This window comes from Streptomyces sp. MCA2 (assembly GCF_023544705.1).
In the GTDB taxonomy this organism is placed as follows: Bacteria; Actinomycetota; Actinomycetes; order Streptomycetales; family Streptomycetaceae; genus Streptomyces; species Streptomyces decoyicus.
In genome coordinates this window covers 24,903-50,640 of sequence record NZ_JAMJFM010000012.1, presented here as the reverse complement: position 1 = coordinate 50,640, position 25,738 = coordinate 24,903, and the positions used below count along the sequence as shown (strand labels likewise).

The window sequence follows — 25,738 nt, the reverse complement described above, 5'->3', positions numbered from 1 at the left end:
GGTCTGACGACGGAAGTCCGGAACGCTCGGAAATTTGCGTTCAGGAAGTGTAGAAAGAGTGAAGGCGCGCTCCCTCGGCGGCTTTTTGGGAGATCGCCAAACGTCTTTACGGGTTTGTGACTTGAGTCACAGCAGGCGCTAATTGTTGACCCTGTGTACCGGGTGAACAGCTCACTGTGATTCAGTGAGCGTGGAATCGGACGACAAAGAATCGTGGAGTTTGCTGTCGAGGTCTCAGGGAGAGCGAGCGATGGAGACCGAGTCGGAGCCATACGTCCGTCTTGCGACCCTGCGGCAGCTGCACCAAGTGGTCGCCGAACTGAACACCGCACGCAGCCTCGCGGACACCCTTCAGACGGTCGCCGACGGCGCGATCACCGGGCTCGGCTATGAGCTGGCCGCGGTCAATCTCGTCCGCCCCGACGGCGATCTCGTGGTCGCCGCGGTCGCCGGCAGCGCGGGTGCCGAGGCGCTGATGGCCGGACGGACCGGCTCCCGCACCTCCTGGGACCGCCGGCTGTCGATGGGCGAGCGCTGGGGTGACCTGTGCTTCATCCCGCACACCGAGGGCTGGGTGCTCGATGACGACGACGTACCGCAGTGGCACACGGCCGGACCCGCACCCCGTTTCCCCGACGAGTGGCACCCCATGGACCGCCTCCTCGCGCCCATGTACACCGCGGCGAACGGCGGCGGCGAGCTGCTCGGAGTGATCTCCGTCGACCGGCCGCGCAACGGGCGGCGGCCCGGCCCCTGGGGCCAGGAAGCCCTCCAGATGTACGCCTTCCAGTCCGCCATCGCGATCAGCAACGCCCGGCTGCGGGCCAATATGCAGCGCGCCCTGGTCCGGCTGGAGCGCGACCAGCAGGCGCTGCGCGCCAGCGAGGAGAGCTTCCGGCAGGCGTTCGAGTACGCACCGAGCGGTATGGCCGTGGCCGAAATGGGCGGTGACCAGCACGGGCGGCTGCTACGGACCAATGACGCGCTGTGCCGGCTGCTGGGCCGCCCGGCCTCCGGGATGCGCCGCTACTCCTTCTCCGACCTGGTCCACCCCGAGGACATCGGCACGCTGCTGCGCACCTCCGCCGAGGGCGGCCGGGCCGAGCTGCGGCTGGCCCGCCGGGACGGCACCTACGTGTGGGTCTCGCTGCGCAACTCCGTCGTCGCCGACACCACCGACGGCCCCCGCTTCCTGCTCACCCACGTCGAGGACATCGAGGAGCGCAAGCGGCACGAGCTCCAGCTCGCGCACCGCGCCAGCCACGATTCGCTGACCGGGCTGCCCAACAGCGCCGAGCTGCGGGCCCGGCTCGGCGCCCGGCTGTGCTCCCGCCCGCCCGGCTCGATGGCGGACGCCTACGCCTCCTCGGGCGTCATCCACACCGACCCCCGGGACGCGCACGGCTTCCGGCCGGACGGGAAGGAGCCCTTCGACGGGCTCGACGGCTTCGAGGGCGGGCTGCCGGCCCCGTTCGACCACCATGTCCATCTCGTCGCCCCCGCGGACGGGCCGGCCGACGACGGCTCGAAGGGGCTCGCGGTCCTCTTCTGCGACCTCGACGGCTTCAAGTCGATCAACGACCGCTTCGGGCACAACACCGGCGACGCGGTGCTGATAGAGGTCGCCCGGCGGCTGACCAGCGGCGTCCGGGACGGCGATACGGTCGCCCGGCTCGGCGGCGACGAATTCGTGGTGCTCGCCGACGGTCTCGGCACCGCCGACGCCGAGGATCTCGCGGTCCGGCTGCGGAACGCGATCATCCCGCCGATCCGGGTGGAGGGCCGGGCGGTCCGGGTGGGCGCCAGCTTCGGCATCGGCTGGGCGAGCTGCGGGATGACGGCCGAGGAAGTGCTGGAGTCGGCCGATCAGCGGATGTACGTCGAGAAGCGCTCCCGCTCGAAGCAGAACCGGCGGGCGGCGGGCTGAGCCACGGGCGCGTCGCCGCGACGGCCGGGTCCGGTGCCGCGTATCTCACACCGGGCCCGCTCCGGCCCCCGCACCAGCAGTTCACCGATCCGTAGCGATCTTGTGGCCCTTCGGGCTCGGTATGCGGCGGCCTTCAGGGGGTAGGCTGCGCCGATGCGGCGCGGTGCCGCCGGGGGCCCGAAAGACAGTTCGCGCAGAAGATGACTGCCGACGCGCGAAGACGCGCACGACGCGCACAGATCGCTTGGGAGTGACACGGAATGACGGCCGGCAACAACGGCGCGGACACGCCGGAGAACGACGACCCGTTCGCCTATCTCTACCGCTCGGAAGGCGGCGAGGGCGGCGCACCGGGCCCGTCGGGCGATGGTCCGGCGGCGCGGCAGCCGGGCGTCCCGCGTACCTCCTACAACCAGGTGCGGGCCGTCGGCCAGCGCCAGTACGGCCAGCAGGCTCCGCAGCAGGTGACGTACGGGCAGCAGAACGCCCACTACGCCGCGCCGGAGACGCTGCCCGGCGGCGACCGCACGCGCTCCGCCCCGGCCCCGGGCAACGGCGGCCAGGAGCCGCGCCGCGGCCGCAACGGCCTGCTGATAGGCGCCGTCGCGGTGGTCGCGGTGGTGTGCATAGGCATCGGCGTCGCGATGCTCACCAACGGCAAGAACGCCAAGGACGACACCGCGGGCAAGCCGGGCCCGACCGCCGGCGACAAGGTGTCCCCCGGCGACAAGCCCAAGAAGCCCGCCCCCGGCAAGCTGCCCAAGGAGGACGCGGGCAGCCTGCGACTGGACGGCGGGGCGGCCACGGCCAAGGACGTGCCGGGCGCGCGCTCGACGAGCGGTTCGTATGTCGGCGGCTTCAATCAGGTCGGGGCGAAGGTGCAGTGGACGGTGGATGCCCCGCGCGCGGGCGATTACCGGCTGTACGTGCGCTACGGCATCCCGGGCGAGGACGCCAACGCGACGCTGGCGGTCAACAGCAAGCCCAACAGCCAGCCAATCGGCCTGAAGAACTTCATCCACTCGCCCAAGGGGGACTGGGAGAAGGGCTGGCAGACCACCTGGGCACCCGTCACCCTGAACAAGGGCAGCAACACCATCGAAATCTCCTGTGGGCAGGGCAACCAGTGCAACGCCAACCTGGATCAGGTGTGGTTGCAGCGGGGCGGCGCCAAGTAGCAGGGCGCGCCTGCCACTTCGGGGCCCGGGCGGGCACGTCCCCGCCCCGAAGTCGATTGCTGGTGTCACTTTGATCGTGGTGGACTGAGGTCAACAGCCCACTTGATCAGAGGAGATCACGCATGAAGATGCGCGCTTTAGCGCTGACCGGTGCCGCACTGCTGGCCGCACTGCCGCTCACTGCGGGAACGGCCGACGCCGCTGCCAAGTGCCCGAAGGGCAACATCTGTGGTTGGGCGAAGCCGAACTTCGGGGGGCATGCGTATTCCGTGGTCAGCCCCACCCCAGGGTGCGACGGATTCCACGGCGATGTGCGGTCGGTGTCCAACCAGAACAGGCACCGGGTGACCTTCTACAGCGATTCGGGGTGCTACGGCAAGCGATTCGACCTGACCGAAGGTCACTACTCGGCCAAGACCCCGTGGCCCGTCAGGAGCATCGCCATCTGGGGATGATGACGCCGCGGACGGGGCGTCCGCGCCCGGATGCCCCGGCTGTTCCCCCTCACGCCGCCGACGGATGATCCGTCACCACCACACGCGGCAGCAGCTCTTCATACGTAGCCGTATCGAACTCGCCCGCCGCCGGGGCCCGTACGGTTGCCGCGGACAGGGCCACCGCGCGGGTCAGACGGTCGGGCCAGGGCAGGTTCTCCACCAGGCCCGAGAGCAGGCCGGCCACCGCGGAATCGCCGGCGCCGGTCGGGTTTCCGGCGATCTGCCGTGGCGGGGTGGCCTGCCAGGTGCCGTCGGCGGTCACCGCGAGCATGCCGGCCGGGCCCAGTGAGGCGGCCACCGCGTGGGCGCCGCGGCGGCGCGCGTCGCGGGCGGCGCGCAGCGGCTCGGTGCTGCCGGTGAGGGCGGCGAGTTCCTCGGCGTTGGGCTTGGTGAGGTCGGGGCGGGCGGCCAGGCCGCGGCGCAGCGGTTCGCCGCTGGTGTCGAGGAGGACCGGGACGCCGGCGCTGCGCGCGGCGCGGGTGAGGCGGGCGTAGACGTCGACCGGGACGCCCGGCGGGAGGCTGCCGCACAGTGCCACCGCCCGCGCGTCGGCGAGCAGTTCGCGGTAGGTGCCGAGGAAGGTGTCCCATTCGGCGGGGGAGACGGTCGGGCCCGGCTCGTTGAGCTGGGTGGTGTCTCCGCCGGCCGTGTCGACGACGGCGACGGTGCGGCGGGTGGTGCCGCCGACCGGGACCAGGGCGTCGGTGACCTCGGTCTCCGCGAGCAGCGCGCGCAGCGCCGTGCCGGTGCCGCCGCCCGCGAAGCCGGTGGCGACCGTGCGGTGGCCGAGCGCGGCCAGCACCCGGGCGACGTTCAGGCCCTTGCCGCCGGGCCGTTCGGACACCTCGGTGACCCGGTTCGTGGCGTGCGGGTGGAGCCGGGGAACGCGGTAGGTGATGTCCAGGGCGGCGTTCAGCGTGACCGTAAGGATCATGGTCGCCCCTCCGGGCAGTCATGGCCGGGCGGCCGGGCGTCGGGCAACCGCGCGCGGCGGTGGCATACGGACAAGTGCGCGAGCGATCATGCCATCGCCGGTGGTGGTTGGCCCAGACCCGGACCCGCCGCCGCTGCCCGCGGGCCGGGCGGAGGGCCGGCCGGCCGTGCACCGCCCGCCGCCGGTGCGGAGCGTCAGACGCCCGGCGAGCGCACCAGCCACTCGCCCCGGCGCATGACTCCCACCAGGTCGTATGCCGCGTCCAGCACCACCAGGTCGGCGTCCTTGCCGGTCTGGAGGGAGCCGGTCCGGTCGTCGATGCCCAGGAGGCGGGCCGGGGTGGCCGAAAGTGCCTGTACGGCCTGGTCGACCGTCAGGCCGTCGACGGTGACGGCGCGCTGGAAGGCGCGGTCCAGGGTGAGGGTGGAGCCGGCGATCGAACCGGCCGTGGGGCCTTCGCTGATGCGCGCGACCCCGTCCTTGACCTCGACCCGCATCGGGCCGAGCGGGTACATCCCGTCGTTCATGCCGGCCGCGCCCATGGCGTCGGTGATGAACGCGACCCGTCCGGCACCGGCCTCACGCACCGCCAGCTGGAGCATCGCGGGGTGCAGATGGGTGCCGTCGTTGATGAGCTCGACGCTGATCCGCTCGTCCTCCAGGAGCGCGGCGACCGGGCCGGGCGCGCGGTGGCCCAGTGCGGGCATCGCGTTGAAGAGGTGGGTGGCGACGGTGGCGCCGGCCTCGATGGCCTGGCGGGTGGCGTCGTAGGTGGAGTCGGTGTGGCCGATGGCCGCGATCACCCCGGCGTCGGCGAGCAGCCGTACGGACGCCATGCCGCCGGGCAGCTCGGGCGCGAGGGTCATCATCGACGCGGTGCCGTGCGAGGCGTCGAGGAGCTTGCGGACGTCGGCCGGGTCCGGGTCGCGCAGCAGCTCCGGCTGATGGGCGCCGCAGCGGTCCGCGGAGATGAACGGGCCCTCGAAGTGGATGCCGGCCAGCTCGCCCTGCTGGACCAGCTCGGCGAGCACCGCGGCCTGCCGGGCGAGGTCGGCCAGTTCGCCGGTGACGGTGGAGGCGACCATCGAGGTGGTGCCGTGCCGGCGATGGGTCTCGGCCACCTTCAGGCACTCTTCGGGGTCGGCGGACGAGAACGAGCCGCCGCCTCCGCCGTGGACGTGCATATCGATGAAGCCGGGGACGATGAGATGGCCCGAGAGGTCCACGGTGCGTCCGGCCGCCGCCTCGTCCAGGTCGAGGTCGCGGCTGTGGACATCGCCGATCCGGCCGTCCTCGATGGCGATCCGGCCGCGCTCGACGACGCCGGACGGCCGGGCGAGACGGGCGCCGGCCAGGACGGTGCGCCCGGGGTCCGAGGACCGCTGCGCGGACTGTTGCTGTGCCATCAGGCGGTTACCTCCGTGGAGAGAAGATCCCAGGCGAGCAGTCCTGCGCCCAGGCACCCGGCGGCGTCCCCCAGGGCCGCCGGAACGATCGAGGGGAGCCGCTGGAACGTAACGCGGCGGCGGACCGCTTCCCGCAGAGGTGTGAACAGCGTGTCGCCCGCCTCGGCGAGCCCGCCGCCGATGATCAGCGTCTGCGGGTCGAGCAGGGTGAGGCCGGTGACCAGCCCGTCGGCGAGGGCGTCCACGGCGTTCTGCCACACCGCGCGGGCCCGCTCGTCGCCAAACTCCACGGCCTTGGCCGCGTCCGCCGCGCTGGCCTGCGGATCCTTGCAGACCGCCGCCCAGTCACGGCCGACCGCGGCGGCCGAGGCCAGCGTCTCCAGACAGCCGCGCTGACCGCAGCCGCACGCGCGCCCGCCGGGCCGTACGACGATGTGGCCGATCTCTCCCGCGCTGCCGTGCGCACCGGCCTCGATCCGGCCGTCGATGCCGATGGCGCCCGCGATCCCCGTGCCCAGCGGGACGAACAGGAACCGGTCGGCGTCCCGGCCGGCGCCGATCCGGCCCTCCGCCAGCCCGCCGGTGCGGACGTCGTGACCGAGGGCGACCGGTACCCCGCCGAGCCGCTCGGACAGCAGCGCCCGCATCGGTACGTCCTGCCAGCCGAGGTTCGCGGCGTAGACGGCGGTGCCGGACCGTTCGTCGACGATGCCGGGGACGGCGACGCCGGCCGCCGCGGCGGGGGCGCCGAAGCGGTCCGTGCCGACGTCGCGCAGCTCGGCGGCGAAGCCGAGGATGGCCTCGACCACCGCGTCGGGGCCCCGCTCGCGGCCGGTGGGGCGCCGTGCCTCGTACAGCAGAACGGGGGGACCGGCAGGCGTCCCCCCGGAAGGCGCCGCGTCCACCCCTACGAGGGCGGCCTTCATTCCGGTGCCGCCCACATCAAGGGCGATGACGTGTCTCACGGGAACAGTTTTGCGCGATCCGGGCTGAAAGGTCTAGTCCACTCACCGGGTGGATCGTGCGGAGTGAGCTGCCCGAAGGGTGGTACCTCCGCGAAACGGGGGGTGGTGTAGACCTTGTAAAGGTCGCAAGGGAGACTCGCTGTTCATGCTGTTCGGAGGGGCACCCCTCGGGCGGCGGGTGATACCTGGCAAGACGGAATTTCAGAACAAAGGGCGGTAACGGCAGTGCAGCGGCGGTACTTGAGCCTGGCGGCGGCAATCGCCACCACCATGACACTGACTCTTACCGGCTGCGGCAGCAGCACCGGTAGCGGCGACGTCACCCTCAAACTGATCGCGGCGGACTACGGCGACAGCAAGTCCAACGGCTCCCAGCACTACTGGGACGAGCTCGCCCGCGCCTTCGAGAAGAAGAACCCGGGCATCAAGGTCGATGTCGACGTCTACAGCTGGACGGACGTCGACAAGAAGGTCGAGGACCTGGTCGAGGCCGGCAAGGCCCCCGACCTCGCCCAGATCGGCGCCTACGCGGACTATGCCGCCAAGGGTCAGCTCTACAGCGCCGACAAGCTGCTCAACGTGACCACGCAGGCCGACTTCACCCCCTCCCTCGCGGAGGCCGGCGAGTACAAGCGCGTCCAGTACGGCATGCCCTTCGGCGCCAGCACCCGGCGGCTCTTCTACAACAAGAAGCTGTTCGCCCAGGCCGGCATCGCCTCCCCGCCGCGGACGTGGGACGACATCGCCCACGACGCCCAGCTGCTGAAGGCCCGTGGCGTCAAGATGCCCTTCGCGCTGCCGCTCGGTCCGGAGGAGACCCAGGCCGAGACGATGCAGTGGATGCTCAGCGGTGGCGGCGGCTACACCGACAGCATCGGCAAGTACACGATCGACTCGCCGGAGAACGTCAAGACCTTCAACTGGCTGAAGGAGAACCTCGTCGGCAAGGGCCTGACCGGCACCGACCCGGCCAAGCTCAACCGGAAGGACGCCTTCCAGGGCTTCGCCGACGGCGAGGTCGGCATGCTCAACGGCCACCCCACCCTGATGAAGCAGGCCGCGGCCAAGGGCGTCGACTACGGCACCGTCGAGCTGCCCGGCACCAACGGCAAGGCCAAGGCCACCATGGGCGTCGCCGACTGGATGATGGCGTTCAAGCAGGGCGGCCACCGCGTCCAGGCCGGCAAATTCCTCGACTTCGTCTACAGCGACAAGAACGTCGAGAAGTTCTCCGGCGACTACGGCCTGCTGCCGGTCACCACCTCCGCCTCCCAGGCGATGCAGGCCGACGACAAGTACACCAAGCTGCACGGCTTCCTGGAGCAGCTCCCCAACGCCGAGTTCTACCCCGCGAACAAGACCTCCTGGCCGCTGATCTCCAAGACGGTCAAGGCGAAGATGGGCGCCGCGGTCGGCCCGCGGGGCAACCCGTCCGGGGTGCTCACCGACATCCAGAACACCGCGGCCATGGCCGACAACACCGGCGAATGACGGTGCGGATGCGGGGGCGGATGCGGGCGCGCGGGCAGCTGGGCGGGCCTGCGGCGGCCGCCGCGGCGACGGGCCGGGCCCTGTCCGACCGTGCGCTTATCGTGGAAGCGTGATGACAGGCGGTACGGAGGGTACGGGCGGCGGGCCCGAGGCCGGCGAGAGCTCCTCGGGGCTCTCCGCCCGGGACGAGGCGGTGCTCGCCGTCGAGCGCCGCTCCTGGCCGGGCCCCGGTCCCAAGGAGCGCGCCATCCGCGAGCAGCTCGGCATCTCCCCGACCCGCTACTACCAACTCCTCAACGCCCTGCTCGACGACCCCCGGGCGCTCGCCCACGACCCCGTCACGGTCAACCGCCTGCGCCGCGTCCGGGACGCCCGCCGCGCCCGCCGCTGACCCGGGTGCTCCGGCCCGGCGCCCCGGTGCGCCTCCGGCTGCCACCGGGAGGTACCCCCGGCGCCCGCCCCGCGCCGGTAGGGTCGGCGCCATGGGCAGCCCCCCGAACGCCGCGCCGCACTCCCAGCCGACACCCGGACCCGTGCCGACCCCGCGCACCCCGGCCGGCCGCGACGGCCTCGCCGCGCTGCTGGCCCACCCGGAACGCGCCGTCATCGCCCTCGACTTCGACGGCACCCTCGCCGATATCGTCCCCGACCCGGAGAAGGCCCGCGCCCATGACGGTGCCGTCGCCGCCCTCGGCCGCCTGGTGCCCCGGCTGCGTGCCGCAGCGGTGATCACCGGCCGTCCGGCCACCGTCGCGGTCCGCCTCGGCGGCTTCGCGGACGTACCGGGCCTGGACCATCTCACCGTCCTCGGCCACTACGGCGCCGAGCGCTGGGAAGCGGCCACCGGCACCGTCCACGCGCCCGCCCCGCACCCCGGCGTCGCCGCCATACAGGCCGAACTCCCCGGCGTCCTGGACGCGTCCGGCGTCTGGCACGGCACCTGGGTCGAGACCGCCATCGAGCGCAAGGGCGGCCGCGCCATCGCCGTCCACACCCGCCGCGCCGCCGACCCCCAGGGCGCCTTCGACCGGCTGCGCGGCCCGCTCACCGCACTCGCCGAACGCCACGGCCTGATCGTCGAACCGGGCCGCCTCGTCCTCGAACTCCGCCCGCCGGGCATGGACAAGGGCGTCGCCCTGGCCGACTGGGTCCGCGAGACCGGCGCCACCACCGTCCTCTACGCCGGTGACGACCTCGGCGACCTGGCAGCCTTCGCCGCCGTCGAAAAGCTCCGCTCCGACGGCCTCGACGGCATCCTGGTGTGCAGCGGCAGCAACGAGGTCGCCGAACTCGCCGACCGCGCCGATCTGGTGGTCGACGGCCCGACCGGAGTCGTCGGCCTCCTCGCCGCCCTGGCCGACCGGCTGGACTAGGAGCGGAGCCGGGGCGGGCCCCTGAGGTGCCCGGCCCACCGGCCCACCACTGCGGTCTGCCCGGCCCTGGGGGACCGGCCTGGGCGACCGGCCCTAGGTGGCCCTGAGCACCGGCCCCGGGCGGCCGGCCCTGTGACGTACGTCCTGTCGCCGCTCGGAGGGGCCGCCTTACGCTGGCCGGCCACGCGCGCCCCGAGCGCGCCGAGTGCTCGCGACCGGGTCACACCCAGGTGACAGAACGACGGCGGGCACGTGTGAAGGACGGTTTCCCCATGCCCACCGATCTCTCGCCCGTCATCGCTGCCTCCACCCGCTGGCTGCTGGCGGCCTTCCCGCCGGCGGCCGGCCCGCTGGACCATGCCCTGGCCGAAGCCCAGGCGAGTCACGCGGTCACCATCGCCGCGGCGCTGCGCTACCCCACCGCGCTCGACGCCGAACTGCTGCACCTGCTCGGCCCCGGCGGCTCCGCCCGGCTGGACTCGGTCACCGGTGCCGATGCCCACCCGCTGGAGGGCGCCGCCCACGCCTGGCGCACCTCGGTGGACGAAACCGTCGTCAGCTGGGCGGCCTGCCTGCTGGCCGACGCCGAGCTCGCCGTCGTGGCCGCGGCCTGCCTGGCCGCCACCCACCACGGTGCGCACGCCGTGGGCGACGCCCGTCGGCTGACGATTCCCAGCCCTCGCGATCAGCGCGCCGCGCCGCTGCTGCGCCACCCGGACCTGCTCGGCCCCATCGCCACCCTCCACCGCGAGGTTCTGCACGCCCTCCTCGGCACCGCCCCGGTCGACAGCTGATCCGCGCGCAGGTCACCACGGGCCCCGCCCGCGGGAACGGTCGCCGCCGAAGATGCTTCAGCGGGCGTCCGCCCTCGGAGTGACCTCCCGCAGCGCCCGCAACTGCTTGAGGAACCACTGCGCGGGCGGCAGCGCCGTGGCGGCCGCGGCCAGCCGTGCCGTGCGCTCGCTCCGCTCCCCGTCGTCCATCGACAGCGCCTCGTGGAGTGCCCGTGCGGTGCCGCTGACGTCGTACGGATTGACGGTGAGGGCGTCCTGCCCCAGCTCCTCGTGGGCGCCGGCCTCCCGGGAGAGCACCAGTACACAGCCTTGGTCGGAGACCACCGGGATCTCCTTCGCGACCAGGTTCATCCCGTCCCGGATCGGGTTGACCAGCGCCACGTCCGCCAGGCGGTACGCGGCCAGCGAGCGCGCGAAGTCGTCCTTGACGTGCAGCACGACGGGCTGCCAATCCGCCGTCCCGTACTCGGAGTTGACCGCCTCGGCGACCCGCCCGACCTCCGCCGTGTACTCCCGGTAGACGGCCAGGTCCTGGCGTGAGGGATAGGCGAACGCGATATGCACCACGCGCTCGCGCCACGACGGATGGTCCGCCAGGAGCTGCCGGTAGGCGAGCAGCCCCCGCACGATGTTCTTCGACAGCTCGGTCCGGTCCACCCGGACGACGGTCTTGCGCGCCGTCCCGTCGGGCCCCGTGCCGATCTGCTCCCGCAGGGCGGACAGCCGCTCGGCGACATCCTCCTGCTGCGACCGCTCGCGCAGGAACCCGGCGTCCGCCCCGAGCCCGTACACGCCGATTCGGGTGTCGCCCGTGCCGCCGACGACCGCGGCGCAGCACGCGGCGAACGCGTCCGCCCAGCGACGGGTGAGGAACCCCAGCTGGTCGGCGCCCAGCATGCCCTCCAGCAGCTGCCGTGCGAGGTCGTCCGGCAGCATCCGGAAGTACTCCGGCGGCGCCCAGGGCGTGTGCGAGAAGTGCGCGATCCGTACGTCGGGCCGCAGGGTGCGCAGCATCCCCGGCACCAGGGCCAGGTGGTAGTCCTGCACCAGTACCGCCGCGCCCTCGGCGGCCTCGTCGGCGAGCGCCTGGGCGAACGCGCGGTTGTAGCTCTCGTACGACGCCCACTGCGCCCGGAACTCCGCGTCGAAGACCGGTTCCAGCGGTGTCTGGTACAGCATGTGGTGGACGAACCACAGAGCGGAGTTCGCGATGCCGTTGTAGGCGGCGGTGTACACCTCGGCCGGAATGTCCAGCATCCGGACACGCTGTCCACCGGTGTCGCCCGGATCGAGCGCACCACCCGTCCGCCGTACGGCCTCCCGGTCACCGTCGCCGAGCGCGGCACACACCCACACCGCATCCGTATCGGACCCGATGGCCGACAGCCCGGACACCAGTCCGCCCCCGCCCCGCTTGGCGGTCAGCGCCCCGCCCTCCGCCAGGGCGTACGAGACGGGTCCGCGATTGGACGCCACAAGAACCTCGGCACCCGCAGGGGCCGCACTGCGCTCGGAAGCCATGTCGCGACAGTAACCCGCTGCACATCGGCGCAAACGTACGGAACTCGCCTACGTCGTGTCCCGCCGCCCGCCGCCCGCCGGGGCGGGGGAGCCGGCGGCGCAAAGACCGCACGGCACCCCGCCCCGGAAGGGGATCAGTCGAGCTTGGTGCCCATGTTGTGGGCGAAGTTCTGCCACTTCTCGACGGCGAACCGCTTGTTGAGCGAGTCCGGCACGCTCGGGTGGGTGACGTAGCCCTCGACGTGGAGCTTCAGGTAACCCTTGGAGTCCGTGTAGAAGTTGAAGTAGACCTTCGAACCCTTGCCGTCGAAGTGGCCCTTCTCCGCGGTGAAGTACCAGGCGTTCTTCATGGTGCCGATGCCGTGGTAGCGCACCGGAGCGTCCTTGCAGGCGAAGAAGGTGGCGCAGGCTTCGAGGTTGAGCCGCTGGTTCTCCTTCGGGAACTTCTTCGGCGCGCCCTTGACGGGGAACGAGCAGTTGAAGCAGTCATGCAGGGACTTCATCGCCTTGGCCGGGCTCACCTTGAGCCCCGGGTAGTGCCCGTTGTTGGGCTTGACGGTGAAGCGCTCGTCGTACAGCTTGCGCAGGCCCGCCGCCGCGGCACCGTTCTTGGCGGCTGCGGGCTGGGCGACGGCAGCCTTGGTCACGGGCTGCTGCGCCGAGTGGGCCGACTGCGCCTGGGCGGGAGTGGCCGTGGCCAGCACGCCCACCGCCGCCATGGCGCCGAGGATCCGCCCCGTAGAGATACGCAAAATATTCCCCCTGTGGTCAGTCAAGAGAAGATCAACAACTCCGTCACCCTAGCCGCCGCGGCTACCGGGCGGTAACTGACTTTCCGCTGACGGAAGTACGGGGGACGCCGCCCGCGGTGACGCGGCCCGCTCCGGGGCGCACGCGTGTCGCGCCGCCGGGCCTCGTCGTACGCGTGCCGCCGCGCACGGAGGCCTCCGCCCCTCCCGCCCCGTGATTCATTGCGCAGGTCAGGCAGCCCGTCGCGCCGCGTACTCCGGGATTTCGGCCATCGGGGGGCGCTCCTCGGTGTCCACCTCCGTCGTCCGCGGGACGAAGCCCTGTTCGCCGCGGTCGAACTGGGTGAGCCGGGGGCGGATCAAGTGGCCGCGGGTCAGGCGCAGTTGGGCGGTCCGGTAGATCGCGGCGGCCATCCGGCCGAGGGCCTGGCCGTCCTGGTGGCGGTGTTTGCGGACGCCGACGTCCACCTGGGCGAGGGCGTCGAGGCCGACGGTGTGCAGCGCGTCGACGAGCAGGCCGAGCTCGACGCCGTAGCCGACCGGGAACGGCAGCCGTTCCAGGAGGGAGCGGCGGGCCGCGTACTCGCCGCCCAGGGGCTGGACGAAGCCGGCCAGCTGCGGCCAGTGGAGATTGAGGAGGGGGCGCGCCACCAGCTCCGTCACCCGGCCGCCCTGACCGGCCCCGGCCCCCTCGGTGCCGGTCTCCAGGGGGCGGTCGTACATCGCCTTCACGAACTGGAGGTCCGGATCCGTCAGCAGCGGGCCGATGATCCCGGAGACGAAGACGGAGGAGAAGGCGCGCAGGTCGGCGTCGATGAAGCAGACGATGTCGCCGGTGGTGGCCAGGAGGGAGCGCCACAGCACCTCACCCTTGCCGGGGACGGCCGGCAGCCGCGGCAGGACGCTGTCGCGGTGGACGACCCGGGCCCCGGCCGCCGCGGCGACCTCGGCGGTGCGGTCGGTGGAGCCGGAGTCCAGCACCACCAGCTCATCGACGAGCGGGACCGTCTCGGTCATCAGCTCGGCGCGGATCACCGACACGATCGCCCCGACGGTGGCTTCCTCGTCGAGCGCGGGCAGCACCACGCTGACCGTGCGGCCCGTCTGGCGCTTGGCCTCCAGCAGCTGCGCCAGCGGACGGTCCGCGGCGGACCAGGAGCGGCTGCTCAGCCAGCCCTCGACCTCTTCCAGCACGTCTACGACTCCTCGGTCGCCGCCGGTGGGCGGCCTCTGTGATCCATCTCGCGGTTCGGACGACTATCTCAACCGTCAGTGCCTTCGGTTACAGTCTTGAACAACGCGGATGACCGTCGCATGTCGGGGTCCGTGCCACAAACGCCTGGGTTTCGGCCCAGCGCCATACCGCTCATCCAGAGGGGCAGAGGGATACGGCCCGTTGAAGCCCCGGCAACCCTCCAGCCGGTCTTGCCGCCAGGACGCTGACGTCCCGCGCGCGTGAGGCTCCCGGCTAGGGAAGGTGCCAAATCCGTCTCGTGGCGAGATTCGCCGCGAGGAAGATGAGGAGAAAGGGCCTCGCCTCCATGGCTGTGCAAGTCACCGAAAACACCCCCACCGTCGCTCTGGGCCCCGCCGCCGCGCTGTCCTGCCGCGAGTGCGGCACGCGCTTCCCGCTCGGCCCGATCTTCGCGTGCCAGGAATGTTTCGGGCCGCTCGAAGTCGCCTACGACCTGCCGAGCGGCGACCCCGAGAGCCTGCGGAAGCAGATCGAGGCCGGTCCGGACAACATCTGGCGCTACGCCCCGCTGCTGCCGGTCCCCGCGGACGTGGCCGACAAGCCCAACCTCAACCCGGGCTTCACCAAGCTCGTCAAGGCCGACCGGCTCGCCGCCGAGCTGGGCGTCACCGGCGGTCTGTATGTGAAGGACGACTCCGGCAACCCGACGCACTCCTTCAAGGACCGCGTCGTGGCGATCGCCGTCGAGGCCGCCCGCGCCTTCGGCTTCACCACGCTCTCCTGCTCCTCCACCGGCAACCTCGCCGGTGCCGTCGGCGCCGCCGCCCGCCGCGCCGGTTTCAAGTCGTGCGTCTTCATCCCGCACGACCTGGAGGCCGGCAAGGTCGTCATGGCCGCGGTCTACGGCGGCGACCTGGTGGGCATCGAGGGCAACTACGACGACGTCAACCGCTTCTGCTCGGAGCTCATCGGCGACCCGCTGGGCGAGGGCTGGGGCTTCGTCAACGTCAATCTGCGTCCGTACTACGGCGAGGGTTCCAAGACCCTCGCGTACGAGATCTGTGAGCAGCTGGGCTGGCAGCTCCCGGACCAGATCGTCATCCCGATCGCGTCCGGCTCGCAGCTCACGAAGATCGACAAGGGGCTCAAGGAGCTGATCGCCCTCGGCCTGGTCGAGGACAAGCCGTACAAGATCTTCGGCGCCCAGGCGGAGGGCTGCTCGCCGGTGTCCACGGCCTTCAAGGCCGGGCAGGACGTCGTACGCCCGCAGAAGCCGAACACCATCGCCAAGTCGCTGGCGATCGGCAACCCGGCCGACGGTCCGTACGTGCTCGACATCGCCCGCCGTACGGGCGGCGCCGTGGAGGACGTCAACGACGAGCAGGTCGTGGACGCGATCAAGCTGCTGGCCAGGACGGAAGGGATCTTCGCGGAGACCGCGGGCGGCGTGACCGTCGGTGTGACCAAGAAGCTCATCGAGGCCGGAGTCCTCGACCCCGCCCTGTCCACCGTCGTCCTGAACACCGGTGACGGTCTCAAGACGCTGGACGCGGTCGCCCCGACGACCGGGCCCACGGCGACGATCCGTCCGGATCTGGACGCGTTCCGCGCCGCCGGCCTGGCAGGCTGAGGCCGTCGGCCGGTCCGCGGACACGGCCGAGCCACCGCCCCGCACTCGTACTCCGTATTTCCTGGAAGGCTGAACCATGAGCGTCAAGGTCCGCATCCCCACCATCCTCCGCACGTACACCGCCGGCCAGGCCGAGGTCCCCGCCGAGGGCGCGACCCTCTCCGAGGTGATCGCCGACCTGGAGCAGAACCACCAGGGCATCGCGGCCCGTGTGCTGGACGACGCCGGCAAGCTGCGCCGCTTCGTGAACGTGTACGTCAACGACGACGATGTGCGCTTCGAGCAGGGCCTGGAGACGCCGACCCCGGACGGCGCGGGCATCTCGATCATTCCGGCAGTGGCCGGCGGCTGCTGATTTTTCGCCATCTCTTCGCCTGCTTGACCGGAATTGCCCCGTCCGCCAGAAAGCGGACGGGGCAATTCCATGTTGTGAAAGGGGATACCATTGGGGTGATCCCCTTCCGGATATCACCCGGCGCGTGCCGAACGCATATGTGTTCGTGATCAGTTGTGCCCAAAGTGTGTGCGGTTTTTGTCGCCTAGGTGCGCTATGCCCGGCCCGACTTGCCCTGGAGAACCGGGATTTCACCGCATATTGCCGATTCTCCGGCCCCAGATTTCTCGTCCGATTGACCTGTTGCTCTGGGCATCTGTGCAGATACATTCAGCGGCGGTCGACGCGTTCCGGCGCACACCCCACGGGCTTTTCGCGGGGTGAGGTCTGACCCGGGTCCGCGGAGTGCGGTCCTGCGCAAGGGCCAGTAATAGGGGAGTTAGGCATGGCTCAGGGCACCGTCAAGTGGTTCAACGCGGAGAAGGGGTACGGCTTCATCGCGGTCGACGGTGGTGCGGATGTTTTCGTCCACTACAGCGCGATCCAGATGGACGGCTACCGCACCCTCGAGGAAGGTCAGCGGGTCGAATTCGAGATCTCGCAGGGCCAGAAGGGGCCGCAGGCGGACATGGTCCGGGTGGCCGGCTGAGGCGCCGACCGACTGCTGCGTAGGGAAGGCCCGTACCCCGTCGGGGGTGCGGGCCTTCTGCTGTCCGCCGTCGGCGGACAGTGGGGCCGGCGGAGGCGGGCGGGTCGCCGCGGGGCATCCGTGTCCATGCAGGTCCACCCGTGCGCGCCCGTCAATCGGCCACCACTTCCGTCGGAGGCTTCTTCGAAGCTGCCTTGCACTCAAGGGGTGCGAGTGCTAATCATTGCGTTAGCACTCTCCCAGTGAGAGTGACAAAGAAGGACCGGGTCGGTGAGGCCCGTAGGCCGCGTGGTGCAAGGAACCGCACAGGTCTACAGGTCGTCCGTCGCGGGCGCCAGCGCGGTCCGGAGCAATCCACCCCAGTCCGGGAGGACCACTTCACATGGCCAAGATCATCGCGTTCGACGAGGAGGCACGGCGCGGTCTCGAGCGCGGGATGAACCAGCTCGCCGACGCCGTCAAGGTCACCCTCGGCCCCAAGGGCCGCAACGTCGTCCTCGAGAAGAAGTGGGGCGCCCCCACGATCACCAACGATGGTGTTTCCATCGCCAAGGAGATCGAGCTCGAGGACCCGTACGAGAAGATCGGCGCCGAGCTGGTCAAGGAGGTCGCGAAGAAGACGGACGACGTCGCCGGTGACGGCACGACGACCGCGACCGTCCTGGCCCAGGCTCTGGTCCGCGAGGGCCTGCGCAACGTAGCCGCCGGCGCCAACCCGATGGCCCTCAAGCGCGGTATCGAGCGTGCCGTCGAGGCCGTCTCCGCCGCCCTGCTGGAGCAGGCCAAGGACGTGGAGACCAAGGAGCAGATCGCTTCGACCGCCTCCATCTCCGCCGCTGACACCCAGATCGGCGAGCTGATCGCCGAGGCCATGGACAAGGTCGGCAAGGAAGGCGTCATCACCGTCGAGGAGTCCCAGACCTTCGGTCTGGAGCTGGAACTCACCGAGGGTATGCGCTTCGACAAGGGCTACATCTCGGCGTACTTCGCGACCGACATGGAGCGCATGGAAGCCGCGCTCGACGACCCGTACATCCTGATCGTCAACTCCAAGATCAGCAGCGTGAAGGACCTGCTGCCGCTCCTGGAGAAGGTCATGCAGTCCGGCAAGCCGCTGCTGATCATCGCCGAGGACGTCGAGGGCGAGGCCCTGTCGACCCTGGTCGTCAACAAGATCCGTGGCACCTTCAAGTCCGTCGCCGTCAAGGCCCCGGGCTTCGGTGACCGCCGCAAGGCCATGCTCGGCGACATCGCCATCCTCACCGGTGGCACCGTCATCTCCGAGGAGGTCGGCCTCAAGCTGGAGAACGCCGGCGTCGAGCTGCTCGGCCGCGCCCGCAAGGTCGTCATCACCAAGGACGAGACCACCATCGTCGACGGTGCCGGCGACAGCGAGCAGGTCCAGGGCCGGGTCAACCAGATCCGCGCCGAGATCGAGAACAGCGACTCGGACTACGACCGCGAGAAGCTCCAGGAGCGTCTGGCGAAGCTGGCCGGCGGCGTGGCCGTCATCAAGGCCGGTGCCGCCACAGAGGTCGAGCTCAAGGAGCGCAAGCACCGCATCGAGGACGCCGTTCGCAACGCGAAGGCGGCCGTCGAGGAGGGCATCGTCGCCGGCGGTGGCGTCGCCCTGCTCCAGGCTTCCTCGGTCTTCGAGAAGCTGGACCTCGACGGTGACGAGGCGACCGGCGCCAACGCCGTGAAGCTCGCGCTGGAGGCCCCGCTCAAGCAGATCTCCGTCAACGGCGGCCTCGAGGGCGGCGTTGTGGTGGAGAAGGTGCGCAACCTGCCCATCGGCCACGGCCTCAACGCCGCGACCGGTGAGTACGTCGACATGATCGCCGAGGGCATCATCGACCCGGCGAAGGTCACGCGCTCCGCGCTCCAGAACGCCGCCTCCATCGCGGCGCTCTTCCTCACCACCGAGGCCGTCATCGCCGACAAGCCGGAGAAGGCCGCTGCCGGCGGCGCTCCGGGCGGCATGCCGGGCGGTGACATGGACTTCTGATCCCCGGATCAGAACGCTGATCCTCCCGGATCACGTCCAGACGTACGTCGGGGCGGCACCCTCCTCCCAGGGGGTGCCGCCCCGGCGGCGTTTTTTGGGGGGCGGGTCCAACGGTGGTGCCGTTGGCGGGCGGGTCCAACGGCGGTGCCGTTCGCGGGCGGGTCCAATCGCGGTGTCGTTGGCGGGCGGCCGAGGCTTGGCGTCGGCCGCGCTACCGCCGACGGCCGATGAGGCACCCCGCGACGCCCAACACCCCGGCCACGGCCAGCATCGCGGCTCCGCCGAGGGTGGCCGGTCCGGGCGGGCCGTCGCGGTCCAAGGTGCTTTCGTAGACGACCTGGGTCAGGGTGTTCCCGTGTGTCGCGGTCAGCGAGGGCAGTGGCGCGTACGGAGGCGGCGCCTCGCCCCACAGGACCAGTGCCACCCCGCCGGCGGCCAGCACGAGAACGGTGAATGCCACGGCCGCCCTGGCGCGCCAGGGGCGGTGTAACCGGATCAGCATGGCGCGACCCTACTGCTGTGGCGCCGGCCCTATGGCTGTGGCGCCGGCCCCTACGGCTATGGCGCCGACCCCTATGGCCGTGGCGCCGACCCCTATGGCTGTGGCATGGCGTCGGCAAGGGCCGTGGTCCGGCCGTGGTCCGCCCGCGGTCCGCCACGACACCGTGCCTTCACGCCTTCTTCGTGATTTATACACAACCCTCCCCGCCCCTCGCGGGTCTCCTGTGAGTCAACTGCCGTACAGGCACCGGGAGAAACGCCCGCCCGGTCCGCGGCGGTCCGGACACACCATTCGGTTGTGGATGCCCCGCGCGTCCCGCAGGCAGCAGGAGAGTCCCGCATGCCCCAGCACCTCCGTACGACCCTGGCCACCGCCGCCGCCACCGCGCTGGCGGCCGGGCTGCTGACGGCCGTCACCGGCACCGCCGCGGCCGCGGACCACGCCGCGCCGGCCGCCAACGGCCGCCAGGGCGACTTCAACGGCGACGGCTACCGCGATCTCGCGGTGGCCGCGCCCTCCGCCACCGTCGACGGCAAGAAGGGCGCCGGCGCCGTCACCGTGCTCTACGGCTCGGCGCACGGCGTGGACGCCTCCCGGCGCACCACGCTCACCCAGAACTCCCCGGGCGTCCCCGGCGCGGCCGAGGCCGGCGACCTCTTCGGCGCGAGCCTCGCCACCGGCGACTTCAACTCCGACGGCTTCGCCGACCTCGCCGTCTCCGCCCCGTACGAGGACATCTCGACCGATGCCGACGCCGGCACGATCCAGATCCTGTGGGGCGCTGCCGGCGGCCTCTCCGGAAACGGCGGCGTCGCCCTCGCCGACCCGGCCCCCACACAGCACGACCGCTTCGGCGCGGCGCTGGCCGCCGGCGACTTCGACCGTGACGGCAAGGCCGACCTCGCGGTCGGCACGTCCGCCCCGACGCTGCACGTCTTCAAGGGCGGCATCAGCAGGTCCGGAGCCCCGGGCGCGCGCACGGCCCTCGTCCTGCCCGTCGTCGGCGGGCCCACCAGCGGTGTCCTCCAGCTGACCGCGGGTGAGGTCACCGACCAGGGCTACGCCGACCTCGTCGTCAGCGCCTACGACAAGAACGCCCCCCACTACAGCACCAATTACTACCTGCCCGGCACCCCGGCCGGCCTCTCCGGCGCCGGTCTCAAGCGGCTGCCCGGCGGCTTCATCACGGCCATCGGCGACGTCAACGGCGACGGCTTCGGCGACCTCGTCACCGGCATGCTCTTCGACGACCGGGTCCCCGGCAGCACCAAGGGCGGCAAGGTCAACGTCATCCACGGCTCGGCGAACGGCCCGCGCCTGGACCGCATCGACGCCATCACCCAGGAGTCCGGCGCGGTGCCCGGCAGCTCCGAGAAGGGCGACAAGTTCGGCTATGAGGTCACCCTCGGCGACATCAACGGTGACGGCATGCAGGACCTGGCCATCGGCGTCGCCCACGAGACCCTCGACGGCGTGAGCAGGGCCGGGGCGGTCACCGTCCTGCGCGGCTCACCCTCCGGCATCGACACCTCGCAGCACATCCAGTACTTCCACGAGAACTCCCCGGGCGTCCCCGGGGCCAGTGAGAAGGACGACTACTTCGGCGGCGAGGTCGTCCTCTCCGACCTCAACGGCGACAAGAAGGCCGACCTGACGGTGGGCGCCACCTACGAGGACGGCGGCAACGGCGGGCTCATCACCCTCCGCTCGGACGGCAGCAGCCTCACCGCAACGGGTTCCCGCTACATCAGTCCGTCCGACGTCGGCATCTCGACGGCGGGCGCGCCGGAGTTCGGGAGCGTCATCGCGGGGTGAGGACCGTCTAGCGCGCGGAGGCGGCCCGAGGGCGGCGCAAGCACCAGATCGGGGTCCGCGGCTTGAGCGGCCACGGACCCCGAGCGGGTGTCAGACGCCGTGCAACGAGCCTGACTTGACGCCCTCGACGAACGCCGTCCAGGCAGGCGCCCGGAACGCGAGCGCCGGACCGTGCGGGTCCTTGGAGTCACGGACGGGCACGATGCCGGGGTGGTCGTCGGAGACTTCGAGGCAATCGCCGCCGCTGCCGTCACTGTGGGTGGACTTGCGCCAGGTGGCGACTTCGAGGCAGTTGCCGCCGTCGCCACCGCTGTAGCTGGACTTGTGCCACTGGGCGGTGCTCAGGTCGTACTCGCTACTCACGGGAATATGCCTCCACCGCTGACTCGATCAGGGCCAGAGACGCTTCCGGTGACAATGCGCTGGCCCCGAGCAGATCGTAGGTCAGTTCGTGTCGTGCGACCGTTGCCGGGTCGTCCAGCAACTGCCCCATCCCGAGACCGTCGACGTACGCGAGAGGCGGGGCGTCGGTAAACGTCATCAGCTTCAGTCCGCCATGGAGGGCGGCGTGCGCGCCCGCTGAGAACGGGAGTACCTGCACGATGATCCGGTGGCGCCGGATGAGCGCGACGATATGTTCCAGCGCTTCCGCCATGACGGCTGGCCCGCCCACTCGGCGGCGCAGGACCGCCTCGTCCAGTACAGCCCAGAACAGCGGCGTTGTTGGATCGTCGAGAAGCCTCGCACGCGCAAGCCGCGACTCCACCGACTCGTCGATGACTTCTTCTGCAACCGTCGGTCTATACGCCCGGAAAATCGGCCGCGCATACCCCCTGGTCTGCAACAACCCAGGGATCAGCAACGGCGCGTACTCCTTGATGCTGACCGCGATCGCTTCCGCCTCCGCCGCTTCCGCGAAGTGATCCGGGTACTTCGACTTCTTCGCGGCTTCGCAGTTGCGGACGAAGTAGCCGTCCGTCGCCAGGATCTCGTCTATCTTGACGGCGTATTCCATCTGCATCCGCCGTGTCCCTGCCTCCAGCTGGCCGATGAACGAGCCGCTGACGAAGAGGGGACTGCCGAGTTCCTCCTGGGTGAGGCCCGCCTCTTCACGTTTGTGTCGTAACTCGGCCCCGAGCATGGCGCGGGGTGACGAAGACGGGTCGAGGGGCTTGGGTCCGGGCATCGCAGCAACTCCCTGTTACACACGATCGGTTGTTGGGTCTGCGTCTCTATGCAGGCTAGACCTGTAGCCGCCACGCTGTGTGCACAACCGGAACACTCAGCGTGGAAGGTGATGGAGAGAAATGTTGACGGCGCGTGATCGGGTACGGCAGGCCGAGGTTGTCATGGTGGAACTACAGACCGCACTCCGAGCGGTGGGGGTCATCCTGCCCTCCCTCTGCGTCGACCCGGTGTCGTGCGCGAGCAGCGTCATGGCGCCACTGGTCGAGCTGGGGCGCTGCAATCTGGACACCGCCCAGCGCCTCGCCGACGTACTGGCGGAGTACGCCAAGACCGCCGCTCCCGGGCACGGCGCGGAGGATCGGCAGCCGTGATCCCGGCGCTCGGCAGCTACGCGGTGGACGGGCGGGACGGGCGCGTCGGGCGGGTCGTGGGCCACGAGGGGCCGTGTGTGCAGCTCCGGCCGCCCGGCGGCGGCCGGTCGTGGAACTGCCCGCCGTACTTATTACGCGCCGCCCCGCCGTCCGCCGTACTGGCGGCCCGGGTCAGAGAACTGAACTGGCAGAGCCGGATGCCGTGACCGGGGATCACCGGGTGGGACGGGTGTGGGGCCGGTACAGCTCTTGCGTCCGGTTGACGAACCCGCGTACGTCAGCCCGGGATGTGGACGCCCTCGGGGTGGGTCGGCGTTCCGGAGGGGGCCGGGGCCGGGGGTGTGCCGGCCGCTGGGGTGGTGGTGCCGGGGTTGCGAGGCGTGTCGGAGTCGTGGGTGTCGTGGTTCAGGTCCGTCCGCATCTGCCTGCTGAAGCCGAAGAAATAGGTGGCGAGGAAGCCGGTGAGGTAGCCGACGGCCAGGCCCAGGGCGTAGACGACGAGGGTGGTGGTGAAGCTCTGGTTGCCCTTGACCAGGGGGAAGAGGGCCCAGCCCGAGGGGCCGATGGCGGTGGAGCCGACGGTGTCGCCGAGTTGGTTGAACAGGCCGACGAATCCGCCGCCGAACGCGCCGCCGAGGCAGGCGGTGATGAAGGGGCGGCCCAGAGGGAGCGAGACGCCGTAGATCAGGGGTTCGCCGACGCCCAGGAAGCCTGCGGGGAGGGCGGACTTGATGGTCGTACGGATCGAGCGGTTGCGGGGGAGGCGGAGGTAGACGGCGAGGGCGGCGCCGACCTGGCCGGCTCCCGCCATGGCGAGGATCGGGAGCAGGACCGTATAGCCCTGCTGCTCGATGAGGGTGGTGTGGATGGGGATGAGGGCCTGGTGGAGGCCGAGCATCACGAGGGGGAGGAAGAGGCCGCCCAGGACGAAGCCGGCGAACGCGCCGCCGTGGGCCAGCAGCCAGCCGGCGAACGAGCCGATGGCGGTGGAGACCTCGCCCGCGACGAACATCAGGCCGAAGATCGTGACCAGGCCCGTGACCAGGACGGTCAGGGTGGGGGTGAGGAGCACGTCCAGTGCCTCGGGAACCCTGACCCTTCCCCACGCTCTCGAATTCCCTCGGCCGGGGAAGACCCCGTTGCGGCACCACTTCTCCACCCGGACGGCGAGCAGCGCCGCGGCCAGTGCGCCGAGGACACCGCCCTGGCCCGGTGCGAGCTTCTGGCCGAAGGCGGTGACGTGGGAGATGCCAGGGAAGACGATGATCGCGGCGACCGCACCGCCGAGGATCGGGGTGCCGCCGAACTCCTTGGCGGTGTTGTAGCCGACGAAGACGGCGATGAGGGACATGAAGCCGGAGGCGATGGCGGCCAGTGCCGGGACGACGGACGGCAGCCAGCCGAGGTTGGTCAGCAGGCCGTTGATCCCGGCGACGATGCCGCAGCCGATCAGGGCCGGGATCAGCGGGACGAAGATATTGGCGATCCGGCGGAGGAACAGCTTCACCGGGGTGGCGTTCCGGGACTTCTGCCGGGCCTTGAGGGCGGCGCCCTGGGCGGCCAGCTCCTCGGCGGTGGCGGGCGGGGCGGCGCCGGGAGGGGCGGTGGCGAGCGAGGCGGCGGTCTCTGGCGTGGGTTCCGGGGCGGAGGGTGGTGTGGCGGCCCGGGGGTCGGCGGCCGGTGCCACGGCCTTCGGTTCCGGGGGTGGTTCCGTGCTGCGGGCCTGTTCGGCCAGGCGCTCGAACTCGGGGGTGACCCGGGCGACCGTCCCGGGGCCCAGCACGATCTGGTACGTGTCGTCCTCGACCACGCCCAGGACGGCCGGCAGTGCCTTGAGGGCTTCGTCCTGGACCAGGGAGCGGTCCTGGATGCCGAGGCGGAGCCGGGTCATGCAGTGGGCGATGGAGGTGAGGTTCCTGGCGCCGCCGACGAGAGGGAGGATCGCGGCGGCGGTGGCGCGGTTCTTGTCTTCGGGCATATGGGGTGCCTTGCTGTGGAGACCAACCAGGGGACCAGGGGAGGAGTGGGCGGTGCGGGGCGGGCTGCGGCCCGGCGCGGGGCGGTGTGTGTGAGGTGGTGGGGTGCTGGCGGGGGCTTCGAGGGGCGGCAGGACGTAGCGGGTCAGCGGCTCAGCGGGTGTCGGCGGGGCAAACGTCAGAGGGCCTTGGCGGCCTGGAGGGCTTCGCGGAGGTGGCCGTCGGCGGCTTCCAGGAGGCGGGCGGCGGTGGGGCCGTCGACTCCGCCGAGGAGGGTGAGGATGGCGTTCTTCACCTCGCCGTTCGTGATGCGGAGCGCCGTCTCGATCTCCAGGTCGGTGGCGCCGGTGGCGAGCGCGACGATGCGGCGCGAGCGGGCCCGCAGCTTTTCGTTGGAGGCGCGGACGTCGACCATCAGATTCCCGTAGGTCTTGCCCAGGCGGATCATGGTGATGGTCGAGAGCATGTTGAGGACCAGCTTCTGGGCGGTGCCCGCCTTGAGCCGGGTGGAGCCGGTCAGGAGTTCGGGGCCGACCACGATCTCGATGCCGTGCTCGGCGGCCTCGGCCAGTGCGGAGTCGGCGTTGCAGGACAGGCCGATGGTCAGGGCGCCCTGGTCACGGGCGTATTCGACGGCGCCGATCGCGTACGGCGTGCGGCCGGAGGCGGAGATGCCGACGACGGTGTCCACGTCGGTCAGGCCGATGCCGGTCAGGTCCTCGACGGCGAACTTCTTGCTGTCCTCGGCGCCCTCGACGGCGGTGACCATCGCGGACGGGCCGCCCGCGATCAGCCCGAGCACCTCGGACGGATCGGTGTTGAAGGTCGGCGGGCATTCGCTGGCGTCCAGCACCCCGAGACGGCCGGCCGTACCGGCGCCCGCGTAGATCAGCCGGCCGCCGCGGGCCATGCGCGCGGCGGTGGCGTCGATGGCGGCGGCGATCTCCGGGAGCCGCAGGGCGACGGCGGCGGGGACGGTGGCGTCCTCGCTGTTCATCGTGCGGGCGATGTCCAGGGTCGGGCGGCGGTCGATGTCGGCGAGCTCGGGCCGGAAGGCCTCGGTGGTGAGGGTGTCCAACTGGGCGCGCAGATGGGCGTAGTCGGCGGTGGAGGTCATGGCGTGACGGCTCTTTTCGGGTCGGGCTCGTGGGGGCCGTTGCTGTTCGGCTGCCTCGCCGCGGGGCGCCGCCGTGCCCGCCCGCGCCGTCCGGCGGCACGGGCCCGCAGCGGCGGGT

The 25,738-nt window shown here is 71.2% G+C and carries 25 protein-coding genes and 1 riboswitch; of the genes, 14 read left to right on the top strand and 11 right to left on the bottom strand.

Going from position 1 to position 25,738, the window contains the following annotated elements; translation table 11 throughout:
* Positions 1–250: 250 nt before the first annotated feature.
* The 3 genes from cdgB (at position 251) to M8I34_RS12410 (ending at position 3,560) form a co-directional block, all read left to right on the top strand.
* Positions 251–1,927, top strand: a complete 1,677-nt coding sequence (gene cdgB, locus M8I34_RS12420; protein WP_250049501.1) for a diguanylate cyclase CdgB — start codon at positions 251–253, stop codon at positions 1,925–1,927.
* Positions 1,928–2,187: 260 nt separating this feature from the next.
* Positions 2,188–3,105: a CBM35 domain-containing protein gene (locus M8I34_RS12415; RefSeq protein ID WP_250049499.1), complete on the top strand. Its 918-nt coding sequence runs from the start codon at positions 2,188–2,190 to the stop codon at positions 3,103–3,105.
* A gap of 122 nt (positions 3,106–3,227) precedes the next feature.
* Positions 3,228–3,560, top strand: a complete 333-nt coding sequence (locus M8I34_RS12410) for a peptidase inhibitor family I36 protein (RefSeq protein WP_250049498.1) — start codon at positions 3,228–3,230, stop codon at positions 3,558–3,560.
* Between the two features lie 49 nt (positions 3,561–3,609).
* Here M8I34_RS12410 and pfkB read toward each other — a convergent pair whose 3' ends face one another.
* From pfkB to M8I34_RS12395, 3 genes are all read right to left on the bottom strand, one after another.
* A complete protein-coding gene (gene pfkB / locus M8I34_RS12405) occupies positions 3,610–4,536 on the bottom strand; it encodes a 1-phosphofructokinase (RefSeq protein WP_250049496.1) in 927 nt (308 codons plus the stop codon).
* Positions 4,537–4,730: 194 nt separating this feature from the next.
* Positions 4,731–5,942, bottom strand: a complete 1,212-nt coding sequence (gene nagA, locus M8I34_RS12400) for an N-acetylglucosamine-6-phosphate deacetylase (protein WP_250049495.1) — start codon at positions 5,940–5,942, stop codon at positions 4,731–4,733.
* Positions 5,942–6,868, bottom strand: a complete 927-nt coding sequence (locus M8I34_RS12395) for an ROK family protein (RefSeq protein ID WP_374210902.1) — start codon at positions 6,866–6,868, stop codon at positions 5,942–5,944. Before M8I34_RS12395 ends, nagA begins: the two co-directional genes overlap by 1 nt.
* A gap of 309 nt (positions 6,869–7,177) precedes the next feature.
* On the opposite strand from M8I34_RS12395, the gene M8I34_RS12390 reads away from it, so the two are divergent.
* The 4 genes from M8I34_RS12390 to M8I34_RS12375 all read left to right on the top strand — a co-directional run bounded on the left by M8I34_RS12390 (position 7,178) and on the right by M8I34_RS12375 (position 10,565).
* On the top strand, positions 7,178–8,398 hold the full coding sequence (locus tag M8I34_RS12390; protein ID WP_250049488.1) for an ABC transporter substrate-binding protein: 1,221 nt from the start codon (positions 7,178–7,180) through the stop codon (positions 8,396–8,398).
* A gap of 112 nt (positions 8,399–8,510) precedes the next feature.
* Positions 8,511–8,789: a DUF3263 domain-containing protein gene (locus M8I34_RS12385; RefSeq protein WP_244419310.1), complete on the top strand. Its 279-nt coding sequence runs from the start codon at positions 8,511–8,513 to the stop codon at positions 8,787–8,789.
* Positions 8,790–8,880: 91 nt separating this feature from the next.
* Positions 8,881–9,771 (top strand): trehalose-phosphatase, encoded by an 891-nt coding sequence (otsB, locus tag M8I34_RS12380; RefSeq protein ID WP_250049486.1) that lies wholly within the window; start codon positions 8,881–8,883, stop codon positions 9,769–9,771.
* Positions 9,772–10,043: 272 nt separating this feature from the next.
* Positions 10,044–10,565, top strand: a complete 522-nt coding sequence (locus tag M8I34_RS12375) for a hypothetical protein (RefSeq protein WP_250049482.1) — start codon at positions 10,044–10,046, stop codon at positions 10,563–10,565.
* A 57-nt stretch (positions 10,566–10,622) separates the two neighbouring features.
* Here the strand turns inward: M8I34_RS12375 and M8I34_RS12370 are convergent, their stop codons facing one another.
* The 3 genes from M8I34_RS12370 to M8I34_RS12360 form a co-directional block, all read right to left on the bottom strand.
* Entirely contained in the window at positions 10,623–12,086 is a 1,464-nt protein-coding gene (locus tag M8I34_RS12370) for a trehalose-6-phosphate synthase (protein ID WP_250049481.1), read from the bottom strand.
* A 134-nt stretch (positions 12,087–12,220) separates the two neighbouring features.
* Positions 12,221–12,838 carry a hypothetical protein gene (locus M8I34_RS12365; protein WP_250049479.1) on the bottom strand — a complete coding sequence of 206 codons (618 nt, stop codon included), beginning with the start codon at positions 12,836–12,838 and terminating at the stop codon, positions 12,221–12,223.
* Between the two features lie 228 nt (positions 12,839–13,066).
* Positions 13,067–14,029: a glucosyl-3-phosphoglycerate synthase gene (locus M8I34_RS12360; RefSeq protein WP_244419305.1), complete on the bottom strand. Its 963-nt coding sequence runs from the start codon at positions 14,027–14,029 to the stop codon at positions 13,067–13,069.
* Between the two features lie 169 nt (positions 14,030–14,198).
* Positions 14,199–14,359, top strand: a riboswitch (SAM riboswitch).
* Between the two features lie 17 nt (positions 14,360–14,376).
* On the opposite strand from M8I34_RS12360, the gene thrC reads away from it, so the two are divergent.
* The 4 genes from thrC (at position 14,377) to groL (ending at position 18,651) form a co-directional block, all read left to right on the top strand.
* The gene (gene thrC, locus M8I34_RS12355) at positions 14,377–15,660 is read left to right on the top strand and encodes a threonine synthase (RefSeq protein ID WP_250049477.1); all 1,284 of its coding nucleotides are present in this window, start codon (positions 14,377–14,379) and stop codon (positions 15,658–15,660) included.
* A gap of 76 nt (positions 15,661–15,736) precedes the next feature.
* On the top strand, positions 15,737–16,015 hold the full coding sequence (locus M8I34_RS12350; protein ID WP_030086966.1) for a MoaD/ThiS family protein: 279 nt from the start codon (positions 15,737–15,739) through the stop codon (positions 16,013–16,015).
* Positions 16,016–16,439: 424 nt separating this feature from the next.
* Positions 16,440–16,643, top strand: coding sequence for a cold-shock protein (locus M8I34_RS12345; RefSeq protein ID WP_003986833.1), 204 nt, complete (start codon positions 16,440–16,442; stop codon positions 16,641–16,643).
* Positions 16,644–17,025: 382 nt separating this feature from the next.
* Positions 17,026–18,651 (top strand): chaperonin GroEL, encoded by a 1,626-nt coding sequence (gene groL / locus M8I34_RS12340; protein ID WP_250049476.1) that lies wholly within the window; start codon positions 17,026–17,028, stop codon positions 18,649–18,651.
* Positions 18,652–18,862: 211 nt separating this feature from the next.
* On the opposite strand, the gene M8I34_RS12335 is transcribed toward groL, so the two are convergent.
* Positions 18,863–19,153 (bottom strand): hypothetical protein, encoded by a 291-nt coding sequence (locus M8I34_RS12335; protein ID WP_250049475.1) that lies wholly within the window; start codon positions 19,151–19,153, stop codon positions 18,863–18,865.
* A 339-nt stretch (positions 19,154–19,492) separates the two neighbouring features.
* Here M8I34_RS12335 and M8I34_RS12330 point away from each other — a divergent pair, with 339 nt between their 5' ends.
* The gene (locus tag M8I34_RS12330) at positions 19,493–20,968 is read left to right on the top strand and encodes an FG-GAP-like repeat-containing protein (RefSeq protein WP_250049467.1); all 1,476 of its coding nucleotides are present in this window, start codon (positions 19,493–19,495) and stop codon (positions 20,966–20,968) included.
* A 90-nt stretch (positions 20,969–21,058) separates the two neighbouring features.
* Here the strand turns inward: M8I34_RS12330 and M8I34_RS12325 are convergent, their stop codons facing one another.
* Together M8I34_RS12325 and M8I34_RS12320 are read right to left on the bottom strand one after the other, a co-directional pair.
* Complete coding sequence (locus M8I34_RS12325) at positions 21,059–21,331, bottom strand: DUF397 domain-containing protein (protein WP_374210899.1); 273 nt, start codon at positions 21,329–21,331, stop codon at positions 21,059–21,061.
* Entirely contained in the window at positions 21,324–22,154 is an 831-nt protein-coding gene (locus tag M8I34_RS12320; protein WP_250049465.1) for a helix-turn-helix transcriptional regulator, read from the bottom strand. Before M8I34_RS12320 ends, M8I34_RS12325 begins: the two co-directional genes overlap by 8 nt.
* A gap of 121 nt (positions 22,155–22,275) precedes the next feature.
* On the opposite strand from M8I34_RS12320, the gene M8I34_RS12315 reads away from it, so the two are divergent.
* Entirely contained in the window at positions 22,276–22,527 is a 252-nt protein-coding gene (locus M8I34_RS12315) for a hypothetical protein (protein ID WP_250049464.1), read from the top strand.
* Complete coding sequence (locus M8I34_RS12310; RefSeq protein WP_078889734.1) at positions 22,527–22,733, top strand: hypothetical protein; 207 nt, start codon at positions 22,527–22,529, stop codon at positions 22,731–22,733. The genes M8I34_RS12315 and M8I34_RS12310 overlap by 1 nt, the downstream gene beginning before the upstream one ends.
* Before the next feature lie 71 nt (positions 22,734–22,804).
* Here M8I34_RS12310 and M8I34_RS12305 read toward each other — a convergent pair whose 3' ends face one another.
* Positions 22,805–24,505, bottom strand: a complete 1,701-nt coding sequence (locus tag M8I34_RS12305; RefSeq protein ID WP_250049462.1) for a PTS transporter subunit EIIC — start codon at positions 24,503–24,505, stop codon at positions 22,805–22,807.
* Between the two features lie 176 nt (positions 24,506–24,681).
* Complete coding sequence (gene murQ, locus M8I34_RS12300) at positions 24,682–25,620, bottom strand: N-acetylmuramic acid 6-phosphate etherase (RefSeq protein WP_250049460.1); 939 nt, start codon at positions 25,618–25,620, stop codon at positions 24,682–24,684.
* Positions 25,621–25,738: the final 118 nt, after the last annotated feature.